We start from the raw sequence: 16,346 nt of genomic DNA on the forward strand, positions 1-16,346 counted from the left end.
AAGCTGGGGCTCGCACCACTTCCGTTCGCCTCGATGCCACCGTGGGCGAGGTGGATCTCGGCGGTGTCCAGGTCACAACGTGGACCTACGGCGGTGAGCTACCGGGGAAGGAAGTCCGGATCCAGCGCGGCGACGTCCTTCGGGCTCACCTGACCAACAACCTCCCCCAACCGACGACCATCCACTGGCACGGACTCGCCCTGCGCAACGACATGGACGGGGTCCCGGGTCTGACCCAGCCGGAGGTACCGGCAGGCGCCAACTTCACCTACGAGTTCACGGTTCCCGACGCTGGTACCCACTGGTTCCATTCCCACGTTGGTGTGCAGCTGGACCGTGGGTTGTACGCACCTATCATCGTGGAAGACCCGGCGGACGGTGCCGATTATGACACTGAGCTCGTCGTCGTCCTCGACGACTGGCTGGACGGCACCGGACGCACCCCGGACACCGTGCTGGCCGACCTCATAAAAAACGGGATGAACATGGGTGGCATGGATCACGGGGGGATGCCGGGCATGGACCACGGGGGGATGCCGCAGTCAACGCTGCTCGGTGGCGATGCCGGCGACGTCATTTACCCGCACATCCTCGCCAACGGGCGTATCGCCTCCGCACCACGCTCCGTCACCGCGAAGCCCGGGCAACGAATCCGGCTGCGGCTGGTCAACGCCGCCGCGGACACCGCTTTCCGGGTCGGGGTCCCGGGCGTGCCGATGCGGGTTACGCATACGGACGGCTTCCCTGTGCAACCCCGTGAGGCGGATACGGTGCTCCTGGGCATGGGTGAGCGGGTCGATGCCGTCATCACAGTTCCGGATGACACGGTCCCGGTGCTGGCGCTGGCGGAGGGGCGTGACTCCTACGCACAGGTGATCATCCGAAGTGGGCGGGAAAGCAATCCGGCGGCAAGCGACTCCGCCGCCAAGCAGCTCGAACAACTACCCGTACTTGCCATCAACGATCTCAAAGCCACGGAAGAGGTGACTCTGGCTGACCGGGCACCGGATGTCACGCACACATTGGTACTCGACGGACCGGGCGCCAAGTACGACTGGACTATCAACGGCAAGCCGTACAACCCCGATGACGGATTGCCCATCCGGGACGGCCAGCGGGTGCGGGTTCGATTCGAGAACAAGTCGAGCATGTTCCACCCCATGCATATCCACGGCCACACCTTTCAGATCCTGGGGCGGAACGGCCGAGGGCCCCGCAAGGACACCGCGATCGTGCTTCCCGGAGAAGCGCTGGAGGTGGACTTCGACGCCAACAACCCGGGCCAGTGGCTGACCCACTGTCACAACGCGTACCACGGCGAATCTTCGATGATGACGGTGCTGTCCTACGTTCAGTAGCCACGAGCGGGGCCACATTGCTGCCTCGCATCTGGGTCCGGACAAGACCCGGGTACGGGGCAGCACCAGCAACAGCGGACCCTTCCCTATCAATCTTCACAGCTACTACTAGATTGCCTAGTATGCCGCTGGTAACAGCTTGAGCACGCACCGTGGCGGGACGGAGGATCGATGCGCCCACGGCATCTCGTTCTCTTGCTGTGCGTGGTCGGCGCGCGCCAGATTTTCCTCACACTCGCCCTGGCCAACGACTCGCCAGCCACAACGGCCTGGCGCTCGGGGAGCCTTACCGGCGAGAAGGCTCCTTCGTGTTCGACCGGCTCACCAAGTGAGTCTCAATCTCATCACTGTCTCCAGGAGTTGACCCGCACGAAACCATCACCTGCTCGCCGTGCTCTCGGCCGTTTGTCCTGGCCCCGCCCGTTGTCGACCACAAGTGTTCCTGCTGATTCGACAGCGGGAACACTCCACCTCTTCCCGTATTCGTCCCGCGTGGATGCGGCCATCGCTGCGTCCTGGAGTGCCCTACAGCTATGAATTGTGTACGTGCTCGTGTTGTCCCCGGCGTTGCTCGGTTTGCCTGCGTTGTCCGTACGAGGTCATCCCACGCGGCTTGTACACCGCCAGCACCAGAGCCACGACCAGGAGCGCTAGAGCGAGGATCGCATGCAGGGCAGGCGACGGGTTCCGCACAACGTCGAGATCGGCGGTGGGGTCGGCTGCGACGTCAGCGAAGTAACCCACAGACTGCGTGTAGACCAGCAAGAGGACCGTCGCGAGGACGTTCAGCACGAGTTTGAACAGCACCCAATAGTGGCGGAACACACCCCATGGTGTGCCCAGGGCCGAGACAAGTCCGGTCAGCAGTGACGCAAGGGCCAGCGGGACCAGGACGAACCAGGTGATCGGCTCCATCACCAGATAGGCACCACGAACCGTTTGCGCGTCCCCACTGGTCAAGCCGACGATGGCGAGACCCAGGAAAGCGACGACCGCGCCGAGCCAGCCCACCGTGGTTGCGATATGCACCGTGAGGGCGAGTTTCCGCACGCCGGGCCTCATGTTCATCCGAAGACGGTCTCGCTCACCGCATGGTCGGCAGGGTCGCCGAGTGAGAAGTGACGGCTTGGGCCGTGCTCACCGCCGAAGATCAGCAGAACGGCCAGGAGCACGACCACGAGCAGAGCGATGAGCCCGAACACCTTCACCCAGCGCGGAGGGCCGGCGACCGGCTGGTTATCGCCGCTGGTGCGGTCACCGCTGTTTTTACGGAGCTTGTCCATAGCCGCCAGTTTATCGAGACAGTCTGTCTACAACAAATCAAACTGTCTCCATGTCAACACCTCGTATACTGCTGGCGTGCCGAAGTTGTGGAGCGAGACGATCGAGGCCCATCGTCGCGGGGTACGCGAGGCGATCCTGGACACCACCGCGGCGTTGGCTGCTGAGTACGGGCTGCTGTCCGTGACGATGTCGCAGATCGCTGAGCAGACCGGAATCGGGCGCGCGACGCTGTATAAGTACTTTCCCGATGTCGAGTCGATTGTGCGCGCGTGGCACGAACGCCAGGTCGGCCACCACCTCCACCATCTCGCCGAAGTCCGGGACCGAGCGAGGGAGGCCGGAGAGCGCCTGGAAGCAGTGCTGGAGGCCTACGCCCTCATTCATCAACGGCGCGGACAGCACCAAAGGCACCACCGCCATGGCGCCGAGCTCGCGACATTCGTGCACCGGGACGAGCACGTCTCCCAGGCCGAGCAACAGGTGCTCGACATGATCCAAGGCCTTCTGGCCGAAGCTTCCGAGGCCGGCGATGTCCGCGACGATGTGCCTCTGGAGGAGCTCGCACGCTATTGCCTCCATGCACTGGCAGCGGCCAGCGGCCTACTGTCCGAGGCCGCGGCCCGCAGGCTCGTGGAGGTAGTGCTGGCTGGATTGCGTCCTACGGTTGACTCAACCGACCAGCAGGCAGCTCACGATCGCGATCCCCAGTAGCAAACCGGTCCCGGCGAGGAACGGCAACGTCGCCGCTGCCAGCCCAGCCACACCACACGAGACGACTTTCCATGCTGGCCCTGGAGGCGCGGGTTCTGGACATTCATCACTGTTGGCTTCGAACTCACCCAGACCCCCCTTTACGAGCGATATCGCCTGTCAAGGCCAGGGCTGTGGACGAGTAGCTACAGACCGCTCCCCCGCCGCTCTCCTCAGTTCGGTGCGGAAGCACAGGTCTGTATCTTGCAGATCTCCGCTTCCTGAGCATCGACGATTAGCTGGACCAGTGCCTTCGCCTCGACGTTGCTGTCCTTCTCCGACTCTGTCCCAGCCATGGTGATCACACCCAGGTGCTGTTTGTTCATCGTCTGCACGAAGACCTGGTTACCGGGCAGGGGCCTCACTCCCACCGCCGTCCATCAACTACGCTACTACGGCGGTTAGTAAATTCGGCACCATACGAGACAGCGTTGTGGAACCCAGGTGAACAACCTTACCGACTTTGTCATTTCGGGCCCGATCGTGCTCGCCACCCTGCTCGCGGTAGCCGCAGGGGTCGTCTCCTTCGCCTCGCCATGCGCTATCCCTTTGGTGCCAGGCTACTTGGCCTACCTGGCGAGTCTGACAGGCGCCGATGCTCCACCCGTTGATGCGGACGATTCCCGCGCCTGGAAGGGGCGATGGCGGGTCGCTGGAGCTGCGTTGCTGTTCGTGCTCGGCTTCACCGCTGTTTTCCTCGCCGCTGTGGTAGCGGTACTGGGCGCGGCCGATTTCCTACTGGGCAATGAGGCGCTGCTGCAACGCATCGGCGGCGTGATCACGATCGCCATGGGTCTGGCCTTCCTGGGGATGGTGCCGATCCTGCAGCGCAGTGTGCAACTGCACCACGTACCACGAGGCGGTATCGCGAGCGCGCCCCTCATGGGTGCTGTCTACGGCCTCGGCTGGACACCCTGCCTCGGCCCGACGCTAACTGGCGTCATCGCTCTGGCCAGCGGGACACAAGTGGGCTCCACCACGGCCAGAGGGATCCTGTTAGTACTTGCATACTGCCTGGGACTTGGCTTGCCCTTCATCCTGCTCGCAATCGGTGCGCAATGGGCACTCCGCACAGCAGGCTGGTTACGTCGCCACACACGAGCGGTCCAGATCGTTGGCGGCGTGATGCTGTTGATTGTGGGCTTGCTGTTGGTGACGGGACTGTGGGGTGAAATGGTGGCCTGGCTTCGTGGCCCCATCGCAGGGTTCACCACACCGATCTGATTATTGGGCGGGAATGCGGTTATCGAACCTCTGAAGCCCGATGACGTGGACGATAGCTCGAGGCTGGGCGCCATGCCTGCGCTGCCCAATGGATAAAGGCCGTGCTCGATCGGCAACCTGAACGGGCATCTCACTACCGCAGGTCGGACAGGGCACGGACGGGCCTGATTCAGCAAGCTCCCACAAGGCCACTATCTATCAGCCGCGCCAAAGCGTCCCTCGACATGCCGCTCCCCTCTCAGCAACTTGTCACTATTGCCCGGTTTGACCGACTACTAAGACAGATAGTAGACAAGATCGCCAAGATCCCTTAATGTGATTGCGGACCGAACGGGGCGGTTCTCTGTCAACACCCAAAGGGAGACCCAACAATCGTGACAGCGCACTCACGCCGCTTCACTCCTCGCAAGGCGGCCATCGCTGCCATTGCGGCGACACTCATGCTACCTGCAGCGCCTGCCGCTGCGCAGCCGCAAGACGACACGTCAGACGCCATGGAGCGCTATCAGGAACTTGGCGCGAAGGCCGCAGGCACCGAAGAGGACCTGGCAGAAGCCGAACAAGAACTCGCACGAATGCGCGAGAAGGAGAAACAGGCCAAAACTGCGCTCAATAAGGCAAACCGAGAACTCGAAAAAGCGCAGCGTTCGGAAGAGGCCTCCCAAGGCAAAGCAGACACTCTCATCTCCGCGAGTTTCCGTAACGGCCCCGTCACCACATGGTCAGCCGTACTGGTCAGCGATTCGAGCAAAGAGCTTCTACAAAAAGCGTCAGCACTCGAATACATCGCAACCAAGAACACTGAAACCCTCGATGCCCTGAACGACGTACGAGCGAAAGCCGACGCTGCCCGGAAAGAAGCAGCCGAAGCGGAGAAGCAGGCACGGGAATCAACAGCGGCCGCGGAACGCACGGTCCAAAAACTTCAGCAACTCAAGGCCGACCTTGACGAGGAAATCGAAGCGGTTCGAACAGCTCTGAACGAACTGAGCCCGGCCGAGCGAACTGAGCTCCAAACCGTCCAGGACAACGGTAGCTATCTCGGCCCACCGGGTGCCGCCAACGATGCACTGCAAGCCGCGTTGTCCCGCCGCGGTTCTCAGTACGAGTGGGGGGCAACAGGACCGAGCGAGTTCGACTGCTCCGGACTGACCTCGTGGGCCTATAATCAAGCTGGAATCAACATTCCTCGGACGAGCCGACAGCAATGGACGGCAGGCAGGCCCGTGTCACTCGACTCCCTACTTCCTGGCGACCTCCTTTTCTACGACGACGGAACCGGTGACCCCAGCAAGATCCATCACGTCGGTATGTACGTCGGCCAGGGCAAGATGGTGGACGCGCCCACCGAAGGCCAACTGGTCGACGTGCGGTCGATGAAGGGTGACGGACACCTGATCGGCGCGCGCCGCATCGCTGGCTGAGCAAACAAAAGGGCGATCTCAGCAAGATCAGTCGAGGCCGTTGAGGTTATCGAGGGTTGGGTAAAGCCTGTCCTGAAGGTGGATGTGAAGTCCCTGGAGAAGAAGTCTCGCCAAAGATCATCTTCTTCAGGGACTTCATGTGCTTGCCCATCGTGCCTGCGAGGAAGGCGAGCACCGTTGCAGGTTCCTGGCATCGGCCCAGATTCGGCAGTCACACTCTCATTGCTGGCGACACCCCGAAGATCCACCCAACAAGCCCTCCTTCGCCGCCCTGGACGAGATCAGCTGCCCATCCGCTGACCTGATGGGACTCCTGACGGAAGCGAGCTAACCAGCGCAGCATCGTCATCGAGGGTGCTGCGCTGCTGCTGTCTGGTAACGCGGTCTCACCTGGCTCAGAATCCAGCCCGAACCGGTGGAGGGACCGGGATTGACTAGCTGCACACCATGGGACGCGCGACAGCCGACGGTGACCGCATGACTGTGGCGGTCACCGTCGGCTGTGCAGGTTGTGCCAGCTCTAGCGCCGGTCAAGCTGCGACCGGCTCCTTCACTGGCTTGTCCTCCGACTTCACCGACGGTGGGGTGTCCGTGATGCCGCTGCGGAAGCTCTTCAGGCGCAGGCTGTTGCTCACCACGAACACCGAGCTGAACGCCATCGCCGCACCCGCGATCATCGGGTTGAGCAGGCCCGCCGCCGCCAGCGGCAATGCCGCCACGTTGTAGGCGAACGCCCAGAACAGGTTGCCCTTGATCGTGGCCAGCGTGCGGCGCGACAGGCGGATCGCGTCCGCCGCCACCCGCAGGTCACCGCGCACCAGGGTGAGGTCACTCGCCTCGATCGCGACGTCGGTGCCCGTACCCATCGCCAGGCCCAGGTCCGCCTGCGCCAGCGCCGCCGCGTCGTTCACGCCGTCGCCAACCATCGCCACGATCCGGCCTTGGGACTGCAGCCGCTTCACCACGTCGACCTTGTCCTTCGGCAACACCTCGGCGATCACCTCGTCGATGCCGACCTCGGCCGCGACCGTCTTGGCGACCGCCTCGTTGTCACCGGTCAACAACACCGGCGTCAGCCCGAGCCCACGCAGTTGCGTGATCGCCTCGGCAGAGGTCGGTTTCACGGTGTCGGCCACCACCAGCACCCCGCGTGCCTGGCCATCCCAACCGACGGCGACGGCGGTCTTGCCCTGCGCCTCCGCGGCGGCCTTGGCCTCGACCAGCTCAGGTGTGAGGTGCTGGCTCCAGTCGGCCAGCAACGCGGGGCGACCGACCAGAACCGCGTGCCCGTCGACGACGCCCTGCACACCCAAGCCCTCGAGGTTGGTGAAGTCCGTGGCGGCAGGCAACTGCCCGACCTGCTCGGCCGCGCCCTTGGCGATGGCCTGGGCGATCGGGTGCTCGGAGGCGTTCTCCAGCGCCCCCGCCAACCGCAACAGCTCGTCGGGGTCCACCCCGTCGGCCACGTGGACGTCGATCAGCGCCATCTTGCCGGTGGTGACGGTGCCGGTCTTGTCCAGCACCACCGTGTCCACGCGGCGGGTGGACTCCAGCACCTCCGGCCCCTTGATCAGGATGCCGAGCTGCGCACCCCGCCCGGTACCCACCAGCAACGCGGTCGGCGTGGCCAGCCCCAGCGCGCACGGGCACGCGATGATCAACACCGCGACCGCGGCCGTGAACGCCGCCGACACCGAGCCACCGGTACCGAGCCAGAACGCGAGCGTTCCCACGGCCAGCGCGATCACGATCGGCACGAACACGCCCGAGATCCGGTCCGCCAGTCGCTGCACGGCCGCCTTGCCCGTCTGCGCGTCCTCCACCAGTTTGGCCATCTGCGCCAACTGGGTATCCGAACCCACCCGCGTGGCCCGCACCACCAACCGGCCACCCGAGTTGACCGTCGCGCCGACGACCTTGTCGCCCGGGCCGACCTCGACGGGCACCGACTCGCCGGTGAGCATGCTCTCGTCGACAGCGGAACTACCCTCGGACACCACGCCGTCGGTGGCGACCTTCTCACCCGGCCGGACCACGAAGTGGTCACCCACCGCCAGTTGCTCGACGGGAATCCGGACTTCCTTCCCGCCTCGCAGCACCACGACGTCCTTCGCGCCCAGTTCCAGCAGCGCCCGCAGGGCGGCACCGGCCCGTCGCTTGGACCGGGCCTCGAAGTAGCGCCCGGCGAGGATGAACGTGGTCACCCCGGCCGCGACCTCGAGATAGATGTTGCCGTCGCCGCTCATCCGCTCGATGGTCAGTTCGAACGGATGCGTCATCCCCGGCACACCCGCGCTGCCGAACAACAACGCATACACAGACCAGGCGAAAGCCGCCAGGGTGCCCATCGAGACCAGCGTGTCCATCGTCGCCGCGCCATGCTTGAGGTTCGTCCACGCGGCCCGATGGAACGGCCACGCCGCCCACGTCACCACCGGCGCGGCCAACGTCAGCGAAATCCACTGCCAATAGGTGAACTGCAACGCCGGAACCATCGCCAGCACGATCACCGGCACCGACAACACGGCAGCACCGATCAGGCGATCCCGCAGCGACCGCGTCGGATCATCGTCGCTGTCCGTCGCGGCCGCCGGTTCCCCCGACGCCTCCGGCTGCGGCAGAGCCGCCGAGTAACCGGCGGCCTCCACTTGAGCCACGAGCTGGTCCGGCTCCACGCCATCGGCGTAGACGACCTTGGCCTTTTCCGTGGCGTAGTTCACCGTGGCGGTGACCCCGTCGAGCTTGTTGAGCTTGCGTTCGACCCGGTTCGCGCACGCCGCGCACGTCATGCCACCAATCGCCAGCTCGATCTCCCGGCCAGGGGTCGGCTGTGGGTCTTTCACCTCGGATGTCATTGTGCTACTCCTTCCCGTCCGGATCAGCCGTGGCCGCCGTGGCCGTCGTCAGTGGCGGATGTGGGAGCCGAACCAGTTGCCCGGCCGGCCATGTCGGCTCGCAGGGCGAACTCCGCGGTGCGGACCTTTCCTTCGTGCTGGAAGTCGAAGAACAGCCGGTAGGTACCTGCGGAGGGCACTGCGGCGTGGAAGGTGGTGGTCGGTCCGGATTTCGTGTCGCCGTCGCCCGGTTCACCGTCCGGGTGGACGTGGAGATAGGCGAGGTCACCGCCCCGTAGAGCCACAAGGTGGCCGTAGGCGCCGAGGTAGGGCTGCAGGTCAGTGACCTGCTCACCGTCCTTGGTGACCGTTAGTGTCACCGTGGAGGTCCGACCCGGTTCAAGGTCGCCGCCCAGCCGGACCTCGTAGCCGTCGACCGTCGCGACCCGCGATGGTGCGTAAGTGGCGGGCTGGAATTCGCCCGGCACGGCCAGGTCGACACCGAGCGTGGTGGCCTCGCCGCCGGTTGGGACGAAGTCGGCAAAGGCGCGGTAGCTTCCCGGCTGGTCGACATTGAGCGGCACGTTCCACGTACCGTCGGTCTCCATTTCCGGGTGGACGTGCTGAAACGCGGCGGTGTCCCGCCGCACGACGATCAGGTGCATCCGCTTCTCGTGTTCCACCTCAAAGCGGGTCACTGGCTCACCGTCCGGTCCGACGATCCGGAAGGAGAACTCCTCGTTGTCCCCGGGGGTCAGCGTCGTGCTGGTGGGCGTGAGGGTGTAGCCGCCCCTGGACGACGCCAGCCCGCCAGGCTGGTCGGGGTGCGCGGTCTCCGCGACGGTGCCGCTGTGGGCGTCCCCGTGCGCGGCGTCCTCGTCGCCGTGCGCGCCGGCCGAACCGGCGAAGGGACCGACAGCGTTGCCGATCACCCAGCCGCCACCGGCGACCAGGGCGAGCGCCACACCGTAGGCGGAGAGCTTCCCTGCAGTGTTCATTTCGATCCTCAGGTGAAAGGGCCGCCCGCTCAGGCGGTCAGGCTGTATCCGGCTTTTTCCACAGCGGCGCGCACCTCGTCCACGCCCAGGTCGCGCTCGCTGGTGACGGTGACCTTGCCGGTGGGCAGGTCGACCGCCACGTCGGTCACTCCGTTGATCTCGTTGACTTCCTCGGTCACCGAGAGCACGCAGTGCTGGCAGGTCATGCCGGTCACCGTGTACGTCTGCTGAGCCATCTCTTCTCCTCCTTCTTCGGTCAAACTGTGGTTGTCAGGAGCGCACGAGGCGGGCGATGGCGTCGCTGGCCTCGCGCACCTTCTCCTCCGCCGTGTCGCCGCCCTGGCTGATCGCCTCGGCCACGCAATGCCGCAGGTGCTCATCCATCAGCCCGAGGGACACGGCCTGCAACGCCTTCGTGGCCGCGGAGATCTGGGTGAGGATGTCGATGCAGTACTGATCGTCCTCGACCATCCTCTGCAACCCTCGAATCTGCCCCTCGATCCGGCGCAGCCGCTTGAGGTACGCGTCCTTGTCTCCGGTGTATCCCCGCATCCCACTCCTCCTCTGCGTCGTAACGACCAGGCCATATTACCCCTCGGGGGTACCACCGGGTCAGCCCTGGAGGCGGTGTGCAACTAACTTATACCCTACCCCCGTACCGCAATCAAGAGAAGGTGCAAAGGATGCCGATCACGATCGACTACGACCGCTGCGGGGGACACGGCCTGTGCGCACTGACAGCCCCAGAGGTCTTCCAGATGGATGACCAAGGTTTCACCCGGTATGTTGCCGAGCCCGCCGACAGCGAGCGGGACAACGTCATACAGGCCATCCCGGACTGCCCTGTCCAGGCCATCCGGGTTCTGTCGGAGGGCCAGGCGTGAGGCTGCCGACGCAACGCGTGGTCATTGTCGGTGGAGGCGTTGCCGGGCTTCGAACGGCCGAAGCGCTTCGTCGCAACGGATTCTCCGGTGAACTGGTCGGCGTCAGCGCGGAGAAACAATTGCCGTACGCCCGCCCACCTCTGTCCAAGGCCACGCTGTCCAGCTCCGACTGGGAGTGCGTTCCCCTCGAAACCACAGCCGGGCTGCGCTGGCAGCTTGGCGTCACCGCGTCCGGTCTGGACCTCGAGCATCGCCGTGTCGAGCTCGATGACGGGTCCACCATCGCGTTCGACACGGCGGTACTGGCCACTGGTGCCCGAGCCAGGACGCTGCCCGGCTCGGAAGCCGGGCTGACACTGCGAACGGCCGGCGACGCGAAAGCCCTGCGCACGACCCTCCGAGAGAATCGGGGACATCTCGTGATCGTTGGAGCAGGCTTCATCAGCTCGGAGATCGCCGTCGCGGCACACGCCCTGGGATGAGTGGTCACCATCGTGGACGCGGATCCGGCCCCGCTCACGCGGGCACTCGGATCCGGCCCGGCACGCTGGCTGTGGGAACAGCACCTGGTCCGCAGTGTTCGCACCCGCTTCGGCAACGTGGTCCGGTCGCTCCAGCGCTCGGACACGGAATGCCACCTGATACTCGTGGACCACTCCGTCATCGACGCCGATGCTGTCGTGACCGGACTGGGAGCCGTGCCGAACACGGAGTGGTTGGACGGCAGTGGTGTCGACATCACCGACGGCGTACTCACCGATACCGCGGGCAGAGCTATCACCGCGGCGGGCGCGGTGGTCGAGGGCGTGGTCGCTGTCGGGGACGTCGCACGGACACCGTCCCCGACAGCGGGCGGCCGCGCGGTCCGTCACGAACACTGGGTAGCAGCATCCACCAGCGCGCAACGCGCCGCGGCGACGTTGACCGGGCAGCAGCCACCACGTGAGGCGCCGCCCGTGTTCTGGACCGACGTCTACGAGCACCGGGTACAGGTCGTCGGACATCCGGACGGGGTGGAGTCCCAGCCCGAGCCGGGATCGCGTGGCTTCTGCGTCCGATACGAAGGTGGCGACGGCGCACTGATCGGCGCTGTGGTCGTCAACTGGCCACAGCGGCTCCCGGGTTCTGAGTCGGCAGATCGCACAGACGGCGGTGACGGCATGAGCGAGCTGTGGCGAGCGCATCGTGCTGCCCGGGTCCGTGGCTGGCGACTCTCGGTCGATGTGGCGGTGCGGATCTGCTGTCGGCTCCTCGCCCCCACCATGGTCGCCACCGCCCGCCGCAACGGGCGTCTCGGCAGCCTCAAGGCCTCGATGGAGATGACCGCACCACGCCGCTGCCGCCGATCCGATTGAAGCCAACCCCCAGCGAGAAGCAACTCCCCGGTCAGCACTCGCGGTAAAATCGACCTTGCCGGATTATACCCAACGGGGGTACCGTAACTCCGGCAGAACAATCAAGGAAAGGACGAGACAGTGAGCAACAACGTGTACGTCGTGAAGGGAATGACCTGCTCCGGCTGCATGGGCAAGGTGACGAACGCTGTCACATCCGTGGAGGGCGTCGATGACGTCGACATCGACATCGCCACGGGCGAGGTCACCGTCATCAGCGACGCGTCGGTCGACGCCGATCTCGTCCGCACGGCGATCACCAAGGCTGGCTACGAGGTCGCCGGCTGACCATGGCAGAGGATCAGCAACCGGAAGCCGTTGTGGTCATCAAGGTTGTGGACAACGGGCCGTACCAGGTCAAGGGACCGGTCCGAGTGGTCGACCACGACAACAACGTCGTCGATCTCGGGCCTGGCCGCACTCGACTGCTCTGCCGCTGCGGCAAGTCGAACAAAAAACCGTTCTGCGACGGCTCACATGCCAGAACGGGATTCCAGGCGTCCGAACGACCCACGTCGGACACCGGCACCTGATGCGAGCGGCGGGTGTACCGGGTGGAAGCACCGGCTCACCCGCCGCAAACACATAGCCACGTGTGGCGGCGTTCTTTTATCCCGGCCAGTGTTCGGCAAGCCAGGTGGCGATCGCGTCGTCATTCGCAGCACGGTGGACCGGTCGGCTGGGCACTGAAGCCCAGCTGACCGCGCAGGATGGACCACACGTGCCCAGAGTTGATGCCGCACTCCGGTGATACGCCCGATCAATATGCGGCTGCCGGAAGCCGTAGTCGTTTGAGGGCGAGTGCGTTGACGGCGGAGCATGCCCACTTCGATGTCAAGTTCATGCAGTTCGGCGATCGTGGCCTCCGAGTTTCGCGGGGTGCGTCGGCGATGCCGATGACGCCGGCGGCTACCATCCACGGCGGCGAGCACCGCGGTTCGTCCGCCGTCGGCGAGTTCGTCACGGCGTGCGGCTACCGGTCCTAGGTCGATGCCTTCACGTTCCATCAGCCGCCGGTTTCCGACCACGGCGCGTTTGTCCGCCACGGTAGCCATAGCACCATGACCGGGCACGTTCTCGAAGCGCTCGGCGGATGCGGAATCCGCGCCGCGTTCCTTGGCGTGCCAGACGATCGCTTCGGCCAGCGGGTGCTCGGAGTTCCGTTCAACCGCCGAGACCAACGCAGCAACTTGCCGTCGATTCCGTTTGTGAGCACGTCGATGACTTTCGGGTTCGGCTTTGGTCAGTGTGCCCGTCTTGTCCATCACGACGACCTGGATCCGGGCCGAAGTCTCCAGGGCGATGGCGTTCTTGAACAGCACACCGTGCTTGGCACCAGTCCGGAGCCGACCATGATCGCCGTCGGAGTCGCCAATCCGAGGCGTCCGGGGCAGGTGATCGCCACGACTGTGGTGGCGAACAGGATCGCGGTGATGAACGGGTTGCCGGTGAGTAGCCAGACCGCCCACGGACTTCACCCCAGGTTGCCGTTCCAGTCGCGCTGCGACGAAGTTTTGCTCCGAGCCCCTCAGCATCCCCGCCTACAGTGCTGGCCCCTTGGAACCATTCGAGTGGGAATGCATGCTGCTCACCGTGGTGCCTTCCGCGACGAATGTCGGCCTCGCTGCCCGTACAAGGTCCCGTTCAGTTCAGCCCGTCGACTTCTACGTTCCCCTCTCGGGCGGAAGCCACCCAGGGACCTGCGGCCCACAGCACGGGACGGCAGCCACATCCCGGTGTCACAGTGGTATGGAGCCAAGCGTGGCCGGCGGGACCGGACGTCCCCGGCCTCGGCTCGAAAGCGCTGAGCTACGCCAACACATGCAAAACAAGCACATTCAGCCCCGCGCCTGGATCCGCGACCACAGCAAGGACCTCCTGGAGGCACGCGACTGGAGTTGGCCGTACTGGTTAATCACCGCCGCGCATAGGCGGCTTTCGGGGAGGTCGCTACGAACGATCATCTCGCATGGGCCCCTGCGTGACCCGGGATTACGCTCGCACCATCACCGATGGTGGCGTCGGGCAGGTCCCAAGGGGTTGGGCCCCGCCCGACGCACGGAGGAGCGCTGGAGAGGGGGGAGGATCCAGCACTCACTCCCGTAGTAGCGGCCCGTCACGTGACAGCAACACAAGCCTCAGCACTACTAGACGAGATAGTAGTACCCGAACCGGCCCATGTCACGATGATCGTCGTGTTATCACTGACAGAAAGCCGAAGCGACGAACAGCACAGAAGCACAGGGCTGGTCATCCACCCAGATGGCAAGGAACTTATGACGGCGCGGGCTGGACAGAGCCCTCGATGCGTGACTCCGGGGCGCGACCGGACAGCATCTGGTCAAGGGCTGAGGAGAGCAGCCGATAGTCGGATACTCCAGAGATCTTACCAACGATCGTACCAGTGCGATCGATGAAAAACGTCTCCGGGACGCCGAAGACACCGAAGTCGAGGGCGAGCCTGGAATCGGGGTCAGTCACATAGTGGTATACCTGAGAGTCTCCACGGCCCAACTCGTCGAGGAACGCGACCGCCGCACCGCGCTGGTCCTGGAAATTGACACCCACGAAGGCCACGCCCGCATCCTTGTAGTTGTTGGCGGCAGCGACGAGTGCGGGATGTTCCTCCCGGCACGGAACGCACCACGATGCCCAGAAGTTGACGACGACAATCTGGCCGTGGAGGTCGGCGAGCGAGAGCAATCCCTCGCGTTCCAGGTAAGGCAGGGCCGCACTCGGTGCGGGTTCGCCGATCAGGGGGCTGTCGACCAGGGTCGGGTCCTCGCCGAGCCGGCTGCCGAACACCGCACCGATGCCGATCACGACGATCACGGCCGCCAAGGCGATCCAGCGCACTACCCGCCATCGCCCGGGGCTCTCCCGCATATTGTCCTTTATGGTCATCGTTCTGTCTGCTCCCGGGCACGCGTCATCAGCTGGTCGGCCTCCGCAAGGCGCTCGGGTTCCAGGTCGCCGCGTTCGACCAGACCCTGGAGTATCTCCAGTGCGCCTGCCGGATTCCGGCGCCCGTCGAGCAGGATCCTCGCCTTGTACCACAGCGCGTCCGGCGAGCCCGGTGCGCCGAGCAGCGTCTTGTCGAGAAACCGGAGAGCGGCTTCGGTGTTCCCCATCTTGTGCAACAGCCACGCAGCAGAGGATCGGGCCTGCGGGTCGTCCGGGGCCTGTGTGAGGGCCACGCCGTAGTGCTCGGAGGCCTTGTCGTACTGGCCTTTCTCGACGTAGCGCCTGGCGAGGGCCAGGCGCATACCGAGGACGTTCGGGTTGGCGGCGACCACCTGCTCCATCTCGGCCTCGGTCACCGTCGACAGGTCTCTCGGTGGCTGCGCTGATGAGCTCGGCGCTCCTGCGGGTGATTGGATGACCTCGTTGCCACTGATGAACCCACCCTCGGGCCGCTCGGCCACGTACTGCGGAAGCAGCACTAGGGCCGCGAAAACGGCTACAGCCGTGGCACTCACATAGGCAACGAGCCGGCCTCTCCGGCGCCGCGACGAGCGAGGACGCTGCGCGGTGGTGGTTGTTTCCTCCGGCGGCTGCGTTTCCAGCTCCTCCATGGCTCGCGCGGCGGTCGCCTCGTACTGTCGCCGCAGCCTCACGGCGGCGTGGTTCGGGATCTCGTCATCGGCAACCTGCCGCTCGAGATCGACGATGTCGGCCAGTGCCTGGTCGCGCACCTGCTCGAGCCGCTCCCGCTCGACGCTCATGGCAGGCACCTCCTCCCTGTCGGCTTTGGCCCGCGCCTGCTCGACCGCGCGGGCAACGCGCTCAAGCTGGGCCGGGTCTAGTACATCGTCGCCCGGTTCCGGTGACCGCCGGCCACGGAGGAAAATCAGCACCACAGCACCGACCGCCAGCGCGGCGAACGGCAGCAGCCACAGCGGCAGCGTCTGGCCTTTCGCGGGTGGGTCGAGCAGGACCCAGTCGCCGTAGCGGGCGCGGAAGTAGTCGATGATCTGCTGGTCGGTTCGCCCGGCGGCGACCTGCTCGGCCACCACCGTGCGCATGGCCGTCGCGGTATCGGAGGGGGACTCGGCGATGGACACGCTCGCGCACGTCGGGCAACGCAGCCGCTGCTCGAGCTCGGAGGCCTGATCCTCCGTGCCCGACCAGCCGGTCAGCAGTCCTGCCATCGTCACGCCCAGCAGACTCAGCACGGCCAGCACGATGCTCACCTG

General features: G+C 65.2%; 18 protein-coding genes and 1 pseudogene. 8 read left to right on the top strand and 11 right to left on the bottom strand.

The features are described 5' to 3' along the window. Positions 1-41: 41 nt before the first annotated feature. Positions 42-1,358 (top strand): multicopper oxidase family protein, encoded by a 1,317-nt coding sequence (locus SACGLDRAFT_RS14255; RefSeq protein WP_232283965.1) that lies wholly within the window; start codon positions 42-44, stop codon positions 1,356-1,358. Between the two features lie 531 nt (positions 1,359-1,889). On the opposite strand, the gene SACGLDRAFT_RS14260 is transcribed toward SACGLDRAFT_RS14255, so the two are convergent. Together SACGLDRAFT_RS14260 and SACGLDRAFT_RS14265 are read right to left on the bottom strand one after the other, a co-directional pair. Continuing rightward, on the bottom strand, positions 1,890-2,426 hold the full coding sequence (locus SACGLDRAFT_RS14260) for a DUF2269 domain-containing protein (RefSeq protein WP_232283966.1): 537 nt from the start codon (positions 2,424-2,426) through the stop codon (positions 1,890-1,892). After that, positions 2,423-2,641 (bottom strand): hypothetical protein, encoded by a 219-nt coding sequence (locus SACGLDRAFT_RS14265; RefSeq protein ID WP_005465527.1) that lies wholly within the window; start codon positions 2,639-2,641, stop codon positions 2,423-2,425. Before SACGLDRAFT_RS14265 ends, SACGLDRAFT_RS14260 begins: the two co-directional genes overlap by 4 nt. Positions 2,642-2,717: 76 nt before the next feature. On the opposite strand from SACGLDRAFT_RS14265, the gene SACGLDRAFT_RS14270 reads away from it, so the two are divergent. Beyond that, entirely contained in the window at positions 2,718-3,353 is a 636-nt protein-coding gene (locus tag SACGLDRAFT_RS14270) for a TetR/AcrR family transcriptional regulator (RefSeq protein ID WP_005465528.1), read from the top strand. A 212-nt stretch (positions 3,354-3,565) separates the two neighbouring features. On the opposite strand, the gene SACGLDRAFT_RS14275 is transcribed toward SACGLDRAFT_RS14270, so the two are convergent. Continuing rightward, positions 3,566-3,727: a DUF305 domain-containing protein gene (locus SACGLDRAFT_RS14275; protein WP_157606919.1), complete on the bottom strand. Its 162-nt coding sequence runs from the start codon at positions 3,725-3,727 to the stop codon at positions 3,566-3,568. Positions 3,728-3,836: 109 nt separating this feature from the next. On the opposite strand from SACGLDRAFT_RS14275, the gene SACGLDRAFT_RS14280 reads away from it, so the two are divergent. Further along, complete coding sequence (locus SACGLDRAFT_RS14280) at positions 3,837-4,616, top strand: cytochrome c biogenesis CcdA family protein (RefSeq protein ID WP_005465529.1); 780 nt, start codon at positions 3,837-3,839, stop codon at positions 4,614-4,616. 346 nt (positions 4,617-4,962) lie between these two features. Here SACGLDRAFT_RS14280 and SACGLDRAFT_RS23105 read toward each other — a convergent pair whose 3' ends face one another. Then, entirely contained in the window at positions 4,963-5,112 is a 150-nt protein-coding gene (locus SACGLDRAFT_RS23105) for an MYXO-CTERM sorting domain-containing protein (protein WP_408640249.1), read from the bottom strand. Between SACGLDRAFT_RS23105 and SACGLDRAFT_RS14285 the strand changes: the two genes are divergently transcribed. Beyond that, positions 5,111-6,040 carry a C40 family peptidase gene (locus SACGLDRAFT_RS14285; RefSeq protein WP_005465530.1) on the top strand — a complete coding sequence of 310 codons (930 nt, stop codon included), beginning with the start codon at positions 5,111-5,113 and terminating at the stop codon, positions 6,038-6,040. The genes SACGLDRAFT_RS23105 and SACGLDRAFT_RS14285 overlap by 2 nt on opposite strands. A 530-nt stretch (positions 6,041-6,570) precedes the next feature. On the opposite strand, the gene SACGLDRAFT_RS14290 is transcribed toward SACGLDRAFT_RS14285, so the two are convergent. From SACGLDRAFT_RS14290 to SACGLDRAFT_RS14305, 4 genes are read right to left on the bottom strand one after another with little or no spacing between them, the layout of a single operon-like run. Continuing rightward, entirely contained in the window at positions 6,571-8,895 is a 2,325-nt protein-coding gene (locus tag SACGLDRAFT_RS14290; protein ID WP_005438313.1) for a heavy metal translocating P-type ATPase, read from the bottom strand. A 23-nt stretch (positions 8,896-8,918) separates the two neighbouring features. Beyond that, positions 8,919-9,872, bottom strand: a complete 954-nt coding sequence (locus SACGLDRAFT_RS14295; protein ID WP_005438312.1) for a hypothetical protein — start codon at positions 9,870-9,872, stop codon at positions 8,919-8,921. A gap of 29 nt (positions 9,873-9,901) precedes the next feature. Then, on the bottom strand, positions 9,902-10,108 hold the full coding sequence (locus SACGLDRAFT_RS14300) for a heavy-metal-associated domain-containing protein (protein WP_005465531.1): 207 nt from the start codon (positions 10,106-10,108) through the stop codon (positions 9,902-9,904). Between the two features lie 34 nt (positions 10,109-10,142). Then, positions 10,143-10,424 carry a metal-sensitive transcriptional regulator gene (locus SACGLDRAFT_RS14305; protein ID WP_005438300.1) on the bottom strand — a complete coding sequence of 94 codons (282 nt, stop codon included), beginning with the start codon at positions 10,422-10,424 and terminating at the stop codon, positions 10,143-10,145. A 131-nt stretch (positions 10,425-10,555) separates the two neighbouring features. Between SACGLDRAFT_RS14305 and SACGLDRAFT_RS14310 the strand changes: the two genes are divergently transcribed. The 4 genes and pseudogenes from SACGLDRAFT_RS14310 (at position 10,556) to SACGLDRAFT_RS14325 (ending at position 12,683) form a co-directional block, all read left to right on the top strand. Then, the gene (locus tag SACGLDRAFT_RS14310; protein WP_040919100.1) at positions 10,556-10,756 is read left to right on the top strand and encodes a ferredoxin; all 201 of its coding nucleotides are present in this window, start codon (positions 10,556-10,558) and stop codon (positions 10,754-10,756) included. 17 nt (positions 10,757-10,773) lie between these two features. Then, positions 10,774-12,111, top strand: a pseudogene (locus SACGLDRAFT_RS14315) (NAD(P)/FAD-dependent oxidoreductase). A gap of 120 nt (positions 12,112-12,231) precedes the next feature. Further along, positions 12,232-12,438, top strand: a complete 207-nt coding sequence (locus tag SACGLDRAFT_RS14320; protein WP_005438294.1) for a heavy-metal-associated domain-containing protein — start codon at positions 12,232-12,234, stop codon at positions 12,436-12,438. A 2-nt stretch (positions 12,439-12,440) separates the two neighbouring features. Continuing rightward, on the top strand, positions 12,441-12,683 hold the full coding sequence (locus SACGLDRAFT_RS14325) for a CDGSH iron-sulfur domain-containing protein (RefSeq protein ID WP_005438292.1): 243 nt from the start codon (positions 12,441-12,443) through the stop codon (positions 12,681-12,683). On the opposite strand, the gene SACGLDRAFT_RS23110 is transcribed toward SACGLDRAFT_RS14325, so the two are convergent. The 3 genes from SACGLDRAFT_RS23110 to SACGLDRAFT_RS22530 all read right to left on the bottom strand — a co-directional run bounded on the left by SACGLDRAFT_RS23110 (position 12,624) and on the right by SACGLDRAFT_RS22530 (position 16,343). Next, on the bottom strand, positions 12,624-13,685 hold the full coding sequence (locus tag SACGLDRAFT_RS23110; RefSeq protein WP_082245282.1) for an HAD family hydrolase: 1,062 nt from the start codon (positions 13,683-13,685) through the stop codon (positions 12,624-12,626). The two genes, SACGLDRAFT_RS14325 and SACGLDRAFT_RS23110, sit on opposite strands and share 60 nt — an antisense overlap. Positions 13,686-14,424: 739 nt before the next feature. Beyond that, positions 14,425-15,054 (bottom strand): TlpA family protein disulfide reductase, encoded by a 630-nt coding sequence (locus SACGLDRAFT_RS14335; RefSeq protein ID WP_005465533.1) that lies wholly within the window; start codon positions 15,052-15,054, stop codon positions 14,425-14,427. Further along, a complete protein-coding gene (locus SACGLDRAFT_RS22530; RefSeq protein ID WP_232283967.1) occupies positions 15,051-16,343 on the bottom strand; it encodes a cytochrome c-type biogenesis protein CcmH in 1,293 nt (430 codons plus the stop codon). The genes SACGLDRAFT_RS14335 and SACGLDRAFT_RS22530 overlap by 4 nt, the downstream gene beginning before the upstream one ends. Positions 16,344-16,346: the final 3 nt, after the last annotated feature.

The organism is Saccharomonospora glauca K62 (assembly GCF_000243395.2).
In the GTDB taxonomy this organism is placed as follows: Bacteria; Actinomycetota; Actinomycetes; order Mycobacteriales; family Pseudonocardiaceae; genus Saccharomonospora; species Saccharomonospora glauca.

Excerpts from the sequence above, each read along its gene's own strand:
- SACGLDRAFT_RS14310 (WP_040919100.1), top strand. The coding sequence starts at position 10,556 with ATGCCGATCACGATCGACTACGACCGCTGCGGGGGACACGGCCTGTGC.
- SACGLDRAFT_RS14335 (WP_005465533.1), bottom strand. The coding sequence starts at position 15,054 with ATGACCATAAAGGACAATATGCGGGAGAGCCCCGGGCGATGGCGGGTA.
- SACGLDRAFT_RS14295 (WP_005438312.1), bottom strand. The coding sequence starts at position 9,872 with ATGAACACTGCAGGGAAGCTCTCCGCCTACGGTGTGGCGCTCGCCCTG.
- SACGLDRAFT_RS23110 (WP_082245282.1), bottom strand. The coding sequence starts at position 13,685 with ATGCTGAGGGGCTCGGAGCAAAACTTCGTCGCAGCGCGACTGGAACGG.
- SACGLDRAFT_RS14260 (WP_232283966.1), bottom strand. The coding sequence starts at position 2,426 with ATGAACATGAGGCCCGGCGTGCGGAAACTCGCCCTCACGGTGCATATC.
- SACGLDRAFT_RS14305 (WP_005438300.1), bottom strand. The coding sequence starts at position 10,424 with ATGCGGGGATACACCGGAGACAAGGACGCGTACCTCAAGCGGCTGCGC.
- SACGLDRAFT_RS14285 (WP_005465530.1), top strand. The coding sequence starts at position 5,111 with ATGGAGCGCTATCAGGAACTTGGCGCGAAGGCCGCAGGCACCGAAGAG.
- SACGLDRAFT_RS14300 (WP_005465531.1), bottom strand. The coding sequence starts at position 10,108 with ATGGCTCAGCAGACGTACACGGTGACCGGCATGACCTGCCAGCACTGC.
- SACGLDRAFT_RS14290 (WP_005438313.1), bottom strand. The coding sequence starts at position 8,895 with ATGACATCCGAGGTGAAAGACCCACAGCCGACCCCTGGCCGGGAGATC.
- SACGLDRAFT_RS14325 (WP_005438292.1), top strand. The coding sequence starts at position 12,441 with ATGGCAGAGGATCAGCAACCGGAAGCCGTTGTGGTCATCAAGGTTGTG.
- SACGLDRAFT_RS23105 (WP_408640249.1), bottom strand. The coding sequence starts at position 5,112 with ATGGCGTCTGACGTGTCGTCTTGCGGCTGCGCAGCGGCAGGCGCTGCA.
- SACGLDRAFT_RS14265 (WP_005465527.1), bottom strand. The coding sequence starts at position 2,641 with ATGGACAAGCTCCGTAAAAACAGCGGTGACCGCACCAGCGGCGATAAC.